10 protein-coding genes are annotated in these 12,209 nt (G+C 76.2%); 4 read left to right on the forward strand and 6 right to left on the reverse strand.

Annotated elements, in window-relative coordinates; genetic code table 11:
- Nucleotides 1–200 precede the first annotated feature (200 nt).
- The gene (locus IE305_RS27835; RefSeq protein ID WP_190132546.1) at nt 201–1,862 is read right to left on the reverse strand and encodes a PucR family transcriptional regulator; all 1,662 of its coding nucleotides are present in this window, start codon (nt 1,860–1,862) and stop codon (nt 201–203) included.
- Nucleotides 1,863–2,094: 232 nt separating this feature from the next.
- Here IE305_RS27835 and IE305_RS27840 point away from each other — a divergent pair, with 232 nt between their 5' ends.
- Entirely contained in the window at nt 2,095–2,340 is a 246-nt protein-coding gene (locus tag IE305_RS27840; RefSeq protein WP_190132547.1) for a DUF5133 domain-containing protein, read from the forward strand.
- Nucleotides 2,341–2,388: 48 nt separating this feature from the next.
- Here the strand turns inward: IE305_RS27840 and IE305_RS27845 are convergent, their stop codons facing one another.
- Together IE305_RS27845 and IE305_RS27850 are read right to left on the reverse strand one after the other, a co-directional pair.
- Nucleotides 2,389–3,717, reverse strand: coding sequence for a sensor histidine kinase (locus IE305_RS27845; protein WP_190132615.1), 1,329 nt, complete (start codon nt 3,715–3,717; stop codon nt 2,389–2,391).
- A 59-nt stretch (nt 3,718–3,776) separates the two neighbouring features.
- Entirely contained in the window at nt 3,777–4,505 is a 729-nt protein-coding gene (locus tag IE305_RS27850; protein WP_190132548.1) for a response regulator transcription factor, read from the reverse strand.
- A 95-nt stretch (nt 4,506–4,600) separates the two neighbouring features.
- On the opposite strand from IE305_RS27850, the gene IE305_RS27855 reads away from it, so the two are divergent.
- Entirely contained in the window at nt 4,601–4,972 is a 372-nt protein-coding gene (locus IE305_RS27855) for an arsenate reductase family protein (RefSeq protein ID WP_190132549.1), read from the forward strand.
- A 58-nt stretch (nt 4,973–5,030) separates the two neighbouring features.
- On the opposite strand, the gene IE305_RS27860 is transcribed toward IE305_RS27855, so the two are convergent.
- Both IE305_RS27860 and IE305_RS27865 read right to left on the reverse strand, forming a co-directional pair.
- Nucleotides 5,031–7,061 carry a M6 family metalloprotease domain-containing protein gene (locus IE305_RS27860; protein WP_190132550.1) on the reverse strand — a complete coding sequence of 677 codons (2,031 nt, stop codon included), beginning with the start codon at nt 7,059–7,061 and terminating at the stop codon, nt 5,031–5,033.
- 225 nt (nt 7,062–7,286) lie between these two features.
- Nucleotides 7,287–7,736, reverse strand: a complete 450-nt coding sequence (locus IE305_RS27865; RefSeq protein WP_190132551.1) for a lectin — start codon at nt 7,734–7,736, stop codon at nt 7,287–7,289.
- 231 nt (nt 7,737–7,967) lie between these two features.
- Here IE305_RS27865 and IE305_RS27870 point away from each other — a divergent pair, with 231 nt between their 5' ends.
- Both IE305_RS27870 and IE305_RS27875 read left to right on the forward strand, forming a co-directional pair.
- Complete coding sequence (locus tag IE305_RS27870; RefSeq protein WP_190132552.1) at nt 7,968–8,357, forward strand: hypothetical protein; 390 nt, start codon at nt 7,968–7,970, stop codon at nt 8,355–8,357.
- A 16-nt stretch (nt 8,358–8,373) separates the two neighbouring features.
- Nucleotides 8,374–9,225 (forward strand): DUF5995 family protein, encoded by an 852-nt coding sequence (locus IE305_RS27875; RefSeq protein WP_190132553.1) that lies wholly within the window; start codon nt 8,374–8,376, stop codon nt 9,223–9,225.
- Here IE305_RS27875 and IE305_RS27880 read toward each other — a convergent pair.
- A complete protein-coding gene (locus IE305_RS27880) occupies nt 9,222–12,098 on the reverse strand; it encodes a patatin-like phospholipase domain-containing protein (protein WP_190132554.1) in 2,877 nt (958 codons plus the stop codon). The genes IE305_RS27875 and IE305_RS27880 overlap by 4 nt on opposite strands.
- Nucleotides 12,099–12,209 lie beyond the last annotated feature (111 nt).

Here is a 12,209-nt window from a genome sequence, read left to right on the forward strand (position 1 = left end):
CGGGCTGCCGGACGCGTACGACCACCCTGCCGGGGGCCCGGCGCCGTGTCTTCGTACGGGCGCACGGGGTGTCGCGGCGTGTCTGTCGCCCGCGACCAGCGCGGCCGGGGCGGGGGCGGCGCGGGTGGTGGCGGAGGACGAAGACGAGCGGCGGACGTGGTGCGGGCGGCCGAAGGCGCCGGGGCGGCGGCCGGTCCCGCCTAGCCGTCGCGCCGGTCCATCAGGCGCAGCTGGAGGTGGGCGAGGAGCCGGGCGTCCGGGTCGCGCAGGTCGATGCGGCCGACCTCGCGGATGCGGCGGAGGCGGTAGCGGAAGGTGTTGGGGTGCACGCCCAGGGCGTCGGAGGCGCGGGGTACGTCGCCGAAGTGGTCGAGATAGGCGCGCAGGGTGTCGACGAGCGCGGGGTCACGGTGGGCGGCGTCGTACGCGGCCAGGCGGGCCACGGGCGTTCCCGCCGGGGGGTCGACGTGCCGCAGCGCGTCCCGGACCTGGACGAGTGCGACGGCTTCGGCCAGGTCGGCGACGGTCGCGCAGGCGCGGTCCGCGCCGCTGAAGCGCAGGGCCCGCAGGGCGAGTCCGGCGGTGCGCCGGGAGTCCGGGGCCCGGTCGAGACGGGGGGCGACGTCGCCGAGGCCCACGCGGACCCCCGGGCCGACGGTGGTGGACAGCTGCTGGACGAGGGCCTTTCCCAGGCGGGTCACCTGGTCCGCGGCCGTCGCCCGGTCCGCGGCCAGGCCGGCGAGCAGTACGAGGGCGCTGCGGGGGCCGGTGGGTACGACGACGGCCTGCTGTTCCGGGCCGGTGCAGTGCAGGGCGAGCAGGTCCTGGAGGCGGCCGCGTACCGCGTCCGTGCCGTCGCCTGTGCCGTCGCCCGGTTCGGTGTCGAGCGCGAGGACGGCGCAGGGGCGGTCCGGCGGCAGCGCGGTGCGGGTGGCGAGGGCCTCGGCGGAGCCGCGGCCCTCCAGCAGCGCGCGGGCGGCGTCCTGCACCAGGTGCACCTGGCCGGCGCGGTGGAAGCGGTGGTGCATGACGTGCGGGACGGCGGCGCGGGCCGCGGCGCGCAGGGCGTCGGCCGCGGTGGGCGGCAGGGGCCGGCCGCCGGCGGCGGCGACCCAGATGGAGCCGAGGACCTCTCCCCCGGCGCGGACGGCGACGACCAGCCGTTCGGGGATGTCGCCCTCGGCGGGGCGGTGCACGACGTCGCCGGAGCTCCATACGGCCCGGAAGAAGCCGTCCTCGCGCATCGCGGCCACGCGCCACTGGGGGACGCGGCGGCCGAGGATGGTCAGGCGCCGGATCTCGTCCACGGCGCCGTCGGTGGAGGAGTAGGCGAGCACGCGCGACTCGACGTCCTCGATGGTGACGGCGCCGCCCACGAGGGCGGCGATGGCGTCGGCGAGCCCGTCGAGGTCGCCCGGCGGGACGCTGGCGATCCCGGGGTCGGCGGGCACACCGGCGGCGGCGAGGCCGGCCCGCAGGACCCCGACGAGCTGGGCCCAGTTCACCCAGGCGGTGCGTAACAGCACGGCGGTGCCCGATTCGGCGGCGGCCGCGTGCAGGGCGGGCCCCGGGCCGGGGCCGGCCGATCGGTCGTGGCGGAAGACCACGGCGGTCGTCGCGGACTTCCCCGCCTCGCGGACGAGGTCGGCGGCCGCGGCGGAGTGCGGCTCGGTCTCGACGGCGAGCAGCACCTGGCCGGGCGGCAGCCCCGGCTCGCGCGTGTCGAAGATGGTGACGCCGCGCACGGGGACGTCGAGGCCGCGAGGGGCGGTGTACAGCTCCAGGGCACCGCCGCCGACGGTGGCCAGCAGGCGTTCGAGCGTCAACGCCGGTGGGTCCTCGGGGAGTTCGTTCGACGGCATCGGCAGCCCCTCGTGGTGGGATGACGCGTGGGCGGGTGCCCGCCGCAGCCTACTGGCGGGGAAGGCTCAAGACAGGGGCATGAGACGGGTTGGATGGGGCAGGCGCAGGCGCGAAGGTCCCCGCCGCGCGCGGGACCCGGGGCGCGGCCGGGCGTCGCGCCCCGCCCCACGGGTGGCACGGAGGGTGCTGCCCGTGCGTCACCGCGCGCGGCCCGGCAATGGAGGAGTACCTATGCTGCTTGCCCACCCCGCCGTGCTCGACGACCTGGTCCGGCGTTACACCGCCCTGGAGCGGGAGCTGGCCTCGGGCAAGGCCGACCCGACGACGCGTCAGCGGCTGGCCGACGTGGCCTACACGCTGTGCGTGTCGACCGGGACGCGGGACATCGACGCGGCGCTGGTGGCCGCGCGGCACCGGCTGCCGGGGGCGCGGACGGAGGACGACAGCGCGGTGCCGGCCGTCACTCCGGCGACGTGACGGCGGGGCCGCCCCCGGGCGGTGGCGGGACGGGGCGGCGCCGGAACGTCAGTGGGACGGGAACGTCAGCCGGAACAGGGCGCCGGTGCCGGGCGCGTGCTCGGCGGTGAGCGTGGCGCCGTGGGCCCGCGCGATCTGCCGGGCCATGGCCAGGCCCAGCCCGGAGCCGGGGAGGGCGCGGGCCGCGCGGGACCGGTAGAAACGGTCGAAGACGTACGGAAGGTCCTCGTCGGCGATGCCGGGCCCGTGGTCGCGCACCGTCACCTCCTGCGGGGTGACGACGACCTCGACCGGGCGGTCCGGGCTGCCGGGCGTGCTGAACTTGGCGGCGTTGTCCAGCAGGTTCGACAGCAGCCGGGCGAGCCGGGCCGGCACGCCCGGCAGGACCACGTCCCGTGCGCCCGGCGCCTCGGTGAGCGTGAACCGCACGTCCGGCCAGTGGGCCCGGGCCGTCTCCACCACGTGGGCGACGAGCAGGGCGGGCCGGACGTCCTCCAGGAGCTGCTGCGGCTCCTCGTCACGGGCCAGCTCGACGAGGTCGTCGACGAGGGTGGTCACCTCGCGGATCTGCCGGCCCAGCGCCGCCGAGGCCCGTTCGCGCTGTGCGGGGGTGAGCCGGTCGGCGCGGGCCAGCAGCTCGGCGTTGGTGCGCAGGGCGGTGAGGGGGGTGCGCAGTTCGTGGGAGGCGTCGGCCACCAGCCGCCGGCGGGCGGCCACCGACTCCTCCAGTTCGCCGAGCATCGTGTTGAAGCTGACGGCGAGGCGGGTGAGCTCGTCCTCGCGGTCGGGCGGGCCGGGCGGCAGGTCGATGCGGTGGCCGGCGTCGCGGGTGGCGGCGATGCGTTCGGTGGCCTCGGTGAGCCGGGCCACCGGTGCCAGTCCCCTGCGGGAGACCGCGTACCCGCCGGCGGCGGCGAGCAGCACGCCGGCGCCGCCGACCGCGGTGAGCAGGCCCGCGGCCTGCCGTACGCCGTCGCGGACGGTGTCGGCGCGCAGGGCGACCTGGACCGCCCGGCCCTTGCCGAAGGGGGCGGTGAGCATCCGTCCGGGCCGGCCGCCGGGCAGGGTGACGGCGGTGCGGTACCCGGGCCGGGTGCCGGCGGCGACGCGGCGCGTCTCGGGGGTGACGGGCAGGACGTATGGTTCGGCGGGGTCGGCGGCGGGCGCGGCCGGGACGATCTGGGTGCAGGCGGGTGCGGCGAGGAAGCGGCACTCGCCCGCGAGGACGCCGGGGCCGTGGCCGATGTCGCGGTGGCGGGCGAGGGTGGCCGCCTGGGTGAGCTGGAGGTCGAGCTGGTGGCCGAGTTCGTAGCGGATGACGACGTACGCGGCGGCGCACACGCCGACCGCGACCGCGGCGACCGCGGCGGAGGCCATGAGGGCGAGCCGGGTGCGCAGCGGCCGGCGGCGCGGGCGGCCGCCGGGGCGGCGGAGCCTCACGCGTCCCCCAGGCGGTAGCCGACGCCGTGCACGGTGTGCACGAGGCGGGGTTCGCCGCCGGCCTCCAGTTTGCGGCGCAGGTAGCCGATGTAGACGGCGAGGGAGTTGGAGCCGGGGCCGAAGTCGCGGCCCCACACCCTCTCCATGATCATTTCTCGGGGCAGGGCCTGTCCGGCGTTGCGCAGGAGGACCTCCAGCAGCGCGAACTCGGTGCGGCTGAACTCCAGCCGCCGCCCGCCCCGTTCCCCGGTGCGGGTGGCCGGGTCGACCCGGAGGTCGCCGTGGGCCAGGGTGCCGTCGGCCGGGGGCGGGGCGTCGGGGGCGGCGCGGCGCAGCAGGGCGCGGAGGCGGGCGGCGAGCTCGTCGAGCGCGAAGGGCTTGACGAGGTAGTCGTCGGCGCCGGCGTCGAGGCCGTCGACGCGGTCGCTGACGGCGTCCAGGGCGGTGAGCACGAGGATGGGCGTGCGGTCGCCGAGGGAGCGCAGCCGGCGGCAGACCGCCAGGCCGTCCAGGACGGGCATCAGCACGTCGAGGACGACCGCGTCGGGCTGCCAGCGGGCCACCGCGGCGAGCGCCTGCTGGCCGTCGGCGGCGCCGAGGGTGCGGTGGCCCTCGACGGTCAGCGCGTCCTCCACCGCCGCCCGCACCTCGGGGTCGTCGTCGACCACCAGCACTTTCGCGCCCTCCGGCCGGGGGATGCCCGTGCCGCTGCCCGTTCCGTTCATGGCGTCCCAGCTTGCCAGACGGCCGGCCGACGGCCTTGGCGGGGCGCCGTCCTCAGGAGCGAGGGGCGGTTTCCGGCCTGGGTAGGGTGAGGGGCATGGAGATCTGGATCAACCCCGCGTGTTCGAAGTGCCGCTCGGCGCTGCACCTGCTGGACGAGGAGGGCGCCGCCTACACCGTGCGCCGCTACCTGGACGACCCGCCCACGGCGGACGAGCTGCGGGCGGTGCTGGAGCGGCTGGGACTGGAGCCGTGGGACATCACGCGCACCGGGGAGGCCGAGGCCAAGGAGCTGGGGCTCAAGGAGTGGGGGCGGGCCGAGGGCGACCGGGAGCAGTGGATCGAGGCACTCGCCGCGCATCCGAAGCTCATCCAGCGCCCGATCATCACGGCCGACGACGGCAGCGCGCTCGTGGCGCGCAGCGAGGAGACGGTGCGGGAGGCGCTGGCGCGCGGCACCGGGGACTGAGGCCGGCGGCCCGGGTGCCGGTCCCCGGGGCGGGCCCGGGGACCGGCGGCGCGCGGGCTCAGCGGCCGCGCGCGGAAAGCCGGCAGACGGCGGTGGCGGTGCGCGACGGGTCGCTCTCGGAGCGGGCGGTGAGCACGACGCTGCCGGTGCGGTCGGCGCCGGGGCCGGCGGTCACGGCGACGTCGACGGGCACGGAGGTGCCGGCGGCGGCGGTCGTCAGGCGGCTGGGCAGCCAGGCCGCCCAGCCGCGGCCGGTGGCACGCGCCGAGAGCCGGTAGACGTCGGAGTCGCGGGCCGGGTCGCCGGTGCGGGCCGCGCCCGTGTTGGCCAGGCCGAAGGTGCACAGGGCCCGTCCGCCGGCGGGCGTGCCGCGGGACGTGCCGGTGGAGAGGGCGACGCCACGGCGCTGCGGGCCGGCGCCGTCGAGGGACCGGACGCCGACGGTGTAGGAGAGGACGCCTGCGGGGTCGCGCTGCACGCCGACGATGTAGAAGTGCAGCCGGTTGGCCTCGTCGACGTACTCGTAGGAGCTGCCGGAGTCGGCGCCGGCGTGGAAGAGGGCGTCGCTGAGCTGCCGGTAGTCGCCCATGGTGATCTTCTGCGGGGTGCCGTCGGGGCGGACGAAGTCCGTCATGCCGATGTCCTCGGGGTGGGCGTCGATCACCCACGCGAAGGGGGCCTTGTCGGCGTTCTTGGTCTTGCTGAGCAGCACCCCGTGGTCCGGGGTGAAGGAGTCCATGCCCATGCGGTCGACGACCTCGACGGTGTAGTTGTTGTAGCCGCCGCCGTCGCACAGCGGGTCGGTGTCGCGGTCGCAGGCCGGGGACAGGTCGCGGCCGAGGGTGACGTTGATGCCGGCGAGCCCCTTCTCGCCGGGCGGCGCGGACCGGGCGGTGACGCGGGCGACGACCGGGCCGGAGTCCTTCAGGGCGTCGCGGTCGAGGCGCAGCACGTTCTTCTCGTCGACGATGCCCAGTTTGAGCTTGTCGCGCAGCACGTGCTGGGAGCCCATCGAGCCGCCGGCGGTCGCGGGTATCCGCCACCGGGTGTGGGGGCCGCCGGGGCCGTTGAAGGAGCCGCGGGAGAGCATGCTCCAGATGCCGGTGTAGGCACGGCTCAGGGGCGTGCCGTAGGGGTTGTTGTAGTTGTCGCCGATGCCCAGGATGTGGCTGAGCTCGTGGGCGAAGGTGGCCATGCCGGAGCTCTCGGCCTGGGTGGAGGAGCCGTTGGCGGCGTTGGGCCAGATGCGGGCGGCCGCCTGCCAGGAGGTCCAGGGCACGTAGCGGGTGCGGGCGGCGTTGCCGCCGTCGGGTATGGGTGACGGCGGGCCCCACTGCGGTGGTACGTCGGCGGGGCCGGGGAACTTCATCGGCCCGAACTCCTGCCAGGCGGACGACTCGTCGACGCCGGCGGTGAGGTAGAAGACGAAGTCGAAGGCGCGGGTGCGGTCCTCGCCGACGTCGGCGGTCCAGGCCCGTTTCGCGTCGGCGCGGATGTCCTTGCCGCAGGTGTCGCCCTGCGGGCAGGCGCCGGGGTTCATGCCCTTCTCGATGCCGTACTGGTAGGACTTGCCCGGCATGCGGTAGACGCCGAAGGCGGTGAGGTCCACGCCGATGCGGCCGCCGGAGTCCTCCATCCAGTACTCGTTGATGGTGTGGCCGTGGTTGAGGGGGCCCGGCTTGTTGAGGAAGTCCTGGTAGAAGCCGGGCAGCCGGTCGCGCGGTATGCCGGCCGCGGCGGGCTGCGGATTGCCGAACCGGGCGGTGCCGGCCGGCTGCGTGACGGAGAACTCCTCGTCGGGGTAGTCCAGGAGCACCAGCGCGCCCTTGAACATGCGCTTGGTGGGCTTCACGGCGGGATCGGCCCAGCGGGTGCCGGGCACCGCGCGGTACTCGTCCCAGGTCATGTCGTCCGGGTTGCGCCACTGCTGCGGGTCGACGGGCTGCACGAGCGCCGGTCGCGGCCGCTGCGCGGGCGCGGCCCCGGCCGGCACGGCGGCGACCGCGACGGGCGGCAGCACGGCGAGGACCAGGCCGGCGACGCGCCACCGGCGGGACCACCGCCGGGCAGGTCTGTGGTGTGGGGACATGGCTCACCTCTCGCCTGGAGGAGGGCTCGGAGAAGGAGGCGTTCACCTGACACAACGTCAGGTCGGGGTGCGTCGCGGCCACGGTAGGGCGGAGGGAGCGGTGACGCCAGGGTGCCCGCTGACATTCCTGGGGCGGGACGGACCGGTGAATCGGCGGGCCTCGCGGTGCTGCAGAGGCCGGCGGCGGCCTGGGGCCGCCGCCGGGACGTGCGGTGGGTCAGCGGGTCAGTGGTTCGTGCCGGTGGCCCAGATGGCCTGGCTGCCGTCGTAGATCACGACGTTGCCGTCGTCCTGCACGGCCAGCCGGGAGCCCGGGTGGCGGTCCGTGTTGGAGGCCCAGACCGCTCGGCCCGAGGCGGTGTAGACGACGAAGTTGCCGTCCGTCTGGAACACGGCGCGCCAGCCGCGGTTGACCGTGTTCGAGGCCCAGCGGGCCCGGTTGAACTCGTCGTACACGACGAGGTTGCCGTCGGTCTGCATGACCAGGGTGGCGGTCGCCGAGCGCACGGAGTGGCCCCGTTCCAGAGCGAACGGGGCGTACAGGACTCTCGATTCTCTGATGCCGGCCTTCGTGACCGCGGTGTCCTGCGCGGCCGGGGCGGCGCTCGCCTGGCCGGCCAGTGCGAGCGTGGCGAGTGCGGTGGTGGCCAGGAGCGTGCCGATCCTTTTCCTCATGCGAAGTGTCCTTTCGCCGAGTCGGGTCGTCCACCGGGCCCCGGACGGGGCCGCAGCCGGACTCTGGCATCCGGCACGCACCGGAGGAACGCCTCCTGCGCCCCTTGACGCGTTCACACGGCCTCAACGACCGGAATGCCGCCCCGGCCGTATCCACTCACGCGGGTGAAAGGGGACATGTCGCCGTGTCCCACGCCGTACGGGCCTCGTTGAGCGGTGACGACGTCCGACATGGAGTGGAGGAGTGCCGTGCGCCGGATCAGCATTGCCCTGGCCGCCGTCCTGGTGGCCGGTGCGGCGGCCCTGTCACCGGCCGCGGTCGCGCAGGCCGCGCCCTCCGGGCGGGTCCCGGCCGACAATCAGCCGCCGTGGCCCTACGCCGACTGCCTCAAGGCCGCCAAGCAGCACAAGGAAAGCCCCAAGTACGCCCGCTGGCACTGCGACGAGCTGGTGAAGAAGGGCTGGATCAAGCCGCCGCTGCCGTCCGACCGTCTCCAGCCGTCGGAGGCATCGAAGGCGTCGAAGCCGTCCAAGCCGTCGAAGCACGCCAAGGCGGCCAAGCCCGCCAAGCACCACAAGCACCCCCACCGCACCCGGCATTCCAGCACCTCCCGGCACTGACGGGCCGCTCGTGCCGGTGACCGGGGTCCGGAAGGCCGTGGCGGCCGGTGCCACGGCGGCGCTGCTGTGGCTCGGCGGTACGGTGCCGGCGCCGGCCGTGCCCGCGGCCGGCGTTGCGCCGTGCACCGGCCGGGGCTCGCCCGAGGAGTGCGTGGCCGCGCGGGAGGCGCAGCTCGCCGCGCTCCGTGACCGGCTGGGCTGCGACCACCGCGCGCCCTTCGCCGCCATCTACGCCCGGCTGGAGACGACGCTGGGGCAGGTCCTGCGCGAGCGGCCGCCCGTGTTCGCCGAGCCGTCGTGGATCGCGGGGCTCGACGACGCGTTCGCCGACCGCTACCTCGCCGCCTTCCGGGCCGACGAGAGCGGCCGGCCGGTCCCGGAGGCGTGGCGCATCGCCTTCGCGGTGGCCCGTACAGGACGGGCCGACGCCGGGCAGGACGCCCTGCTGGGCGCCAACGCGCACATCCAGCGCGACCTCCCCCACGTCCTCGTCGCGCTCGGGCTCGTCCGGCCCGACGGCACGTCCCGCAAGGGCGACTACGACCGGGCGCAGATCGTCCTGGACCGCGCGTACGGGCCCGTCGTCCGGGAACTGGCGCGGCGCTACGACCCGTTCACCCGGCTGGTGGACGACCGCTGGAACCCCGTCGCCGGGTACACCGCCCACCAGCTCTTCGTGCTGTGGCGGCAGAACGCCTGGGCGCACGCCCGGCGCCTCGCGGCGGCCCGTGGCGCCGCCGAACGGGACGCCGCCGCCCGGGCGATCGAGACGGACGCCGCGACCTGGGCGCGGCTGCTGAGCACGGTGCAGGTGCCGGGGCACCGGGCCGTGCGGGACGCGTACTGCCGGGGCGGGGGCGGCGCCTAGGCCGGGCCCTCTTCGGGCGGGGTGTGCAGGGTCTGCAGGGCCTTGTCCGCCTGTTCGCCGATGAAGCGGCCCAGGCCGAGGTACGAGTCGAACTGCCGGTGGTCGAACCACTGGTCGCTGGTGCTGTCGCGGGGGAAGACGGGCTCGCCCTGGGCGCGGGCCAGCAGGGGGTAGGGCAGGTCGTGGGTGAGTGCCGCCTTGGCGACGACGAGGCGGCCGCGGCGGCCGCAGGGGCGGCCGGCCTCGTCGACCAGGTCGCGCGGGTAGAGAATGGTGCCCGTGACCACCACGCGCGCCGAGAGCCGCCCGTTGAGCCCGGCCAGCGGGTCCTCGGGGTGCAGCGGGCGGGCGCTGCCGGGCACGAGGCGTTCCCAGTCGTCGAGGACGACCTCGACGCCGAGTTCCTCCCGGGCCAGGGCGATGGCCTCGGCGAGGGTGCCGGCCAGCGGCGGCCGGTCCCCGCTGGCGTCGATGCACACGGCGGTGCGCACGCCGTGGCGGAGGAGTTCGACGAGGCCGAGGTTCTCGTAGTGGCCGCCGTCGGTGGTGAGCAGCAGCCGGCCGTCCAGGGGGTAGCGGCCGAAGACCTCGCGCAGGAGGTAGGGCAGGCGCCGGAGGGCGGGTTGCGGCCGGAGGGACCACGCGGGGTCGGTGCTCCACAGGTCCTGGAGGGTGGCCGGGTTGGGCAGCCAGGTGCCCAGGCGGGCGTTGGTGAGGGCGAACAGCATCTGGTAGGGGCGGGCCATGCGGCCCATGGCGGAGGCGAACGCGGCACCGGAGACGGCGACGGCGGACTGCACGGTCAGGTCCCGGTCGATGATGCGGCGTGTCCGCCGTCGCAGGCCGGCGGTACGGACATAGCCGACGTCGGGGCCGCCGACGTAGTCGTGCGAGAGGGTGAAGGACACCGCGCGCCGGCCCGGCGGGGTGCGGTCGCTGCCGGAGAGGTTGGCCGCGGCCGCGAGGATCACCTGCGGGAAGCCCTCGTGCCGGCGGCCGTACGCGTCCAGGGGCGTGGGTTCGGTCGCGAAGTCGTACGGCACGGCGATCTGTTCGCCGTCGGGCGTGGTGGTGCGGCGGACGGCGAACGCCGAGGCGAGGCGCCCCCGGTAGAAGGGGTGCAGGCTCATCCACGTCTGGTCGAGGCCGACGGCGAGCGGCAGCAGGACGGCGGGGACGGCGATCTGCCAGGCCGCGGGCCAGGTGGGGGCGGTGGCCGTGGCCCAGCCGAGGATGACCAGGCAGACGGCGGCGAGCAGCACGAGCACGGCCCACACCAGCAGGTGGGGCGTGAGGCCGTGCGGCACGAGCTGGGTGACCTGGGGTGCGTTGCCCGCCTTGCGCAGCCTGCGCAGTCCGCGCCCGACGGTGCGGCGGCTCCGCCAGAGCGTGCTGACGAGGACGGTCACGTAGGTGAGGAGCGTGGTGAGGCCCAGGCCGAGGCCGGTCTGCGGGCCGGTGGCCTGGAGGCCGGTCAGCAGCCGTACGGCGGCCCAGGCGACGGCCGGTACGACGAGCACCACGACGGCGACGGCGAGGGCGGTGACCACACAGGCCCGGAAGGCGGTGATCGCAGCGGTGCGTACGCCGTCGCGGCTGCTCAGGCAGCAGGCCGCCAGCCAGACCAACCAGCAGGCGGCGGCCGCGAGGAGCAGCGCGGGCACGGTGAGGAGCGCGGCGGTGCGGGGGGCGGGGTACGGCGGGGGCGGGCCGGTCAGGGGCAGGATGTGGCCGGTGGCCGAGGGGTGGGTGAGGTGGGAGAGGTCGGTGACGGGTACGTGGTGGTACGCCTGGCCGAGGGCGATGCCGAGGACGACGAGAGCGGCGGTGAGGATGCCGAGGGAGGCCAGCAGCCCGCGCAGCAGGACGCCGAGGGCGGTGAGCCACTGGCCGGTGCCCTCGGCGATGTACTTGGAGTGGCGGCGCAGGTGGTCCTCCTCCGGCGAGCCCGGCCGGAAGACGTCGGCGGAGCCGCCGGCGGGCGGGGGGATACGGCCGTCGGCGGAGCCGGTGAGGGCGAGCTGGAAGGCGCCGGCGGTGTACGCGCCGCCGGAGACGGCGACGAGGTAGCGGGCCCTGAGCAGGTGCGGGCGGAGCGCCTGGAGGGCGCCGAGGGCGACGCAGGCGGAGCGGATGCCGCCGCCGGAGACGCAGAAGCCCAGGGCGCCCTGCTCCCGGCCGGGCGGGACGCGGCTGCCGTTGAGCCAGCGGGCGGGTCCGGGGCCGGGCGGGTCGGGCCGGCTGTCCGGGGGCCAGCGGTCGCCGTCGTGGTTCACCACGGGCCAGGGCGGGACGACGTCGGGCGGGCCGTCGGGCGGGCCGGCCGGAGAACCGCCCCGGCGCAGCATCAGGTGACGGACGGCGCGGTTCAGGACGACGCCGAGCAGGACGGCGGCGGGCGGCACGGTCAGGGCGAGCAGCGTCCACTTCACGGTGGCGCAGGCGGTGGCGGCGGCGAAGGGCGCGTCGCCGGCGGCGGGGTGCGTGAGGCCGTGGCGCAGCAGCAGGTTCTCGGCCGTGTCGAAGGCGCCCGCGGCGACGGCGGCGACGACGCCCTGGACGGCCACGTGCCGCTGGCGGGCGTGGTGGGCGACGGTGTGCCGGCCCAGGAGGAAGATGCCGGCCAGGGTGAGGGTGTAGCCGGCGGTGACGGCGTGGTCGTCGGCGAGGGCGCGCAGGTGGGCGCCGGTGCGGTCACCGGTCACGTGATGGGCGGCCTTGGCGGTGCCCGCGAGTTGCAGGCCGATGTGGTCGACCGCCGGGGCGTGCAGCAGGAACCACAGGGCGCCCGCGAGGAGGGGCAGGACGCAGGCGACGGCCAGCAGGGCGGCGCGGCCGGCCCCGGGGCGGCGGAGAGTACGGCCGGGGACCATGGTTCAGCCTCCGGCCGGGCGTGCGGTACGGGGACGGCAGCGGCGGCGGGCGCTGGGCGGAGCCCACAGCGGCCGGGCGCAGGTGACTGGGCGCATCGGGGATCCCCTTCC

Origin of the sequence: Streptomyces mashuensis (assembly GCF_014654785.1) — a bacterium.
Classification (GTDB): domain Bacteria; phylum Actinomycetota; class Actinomycetes; order Streptomycetales; family Streptomycetaceae; genus Streptomyces; species Streptomyces mashuensis.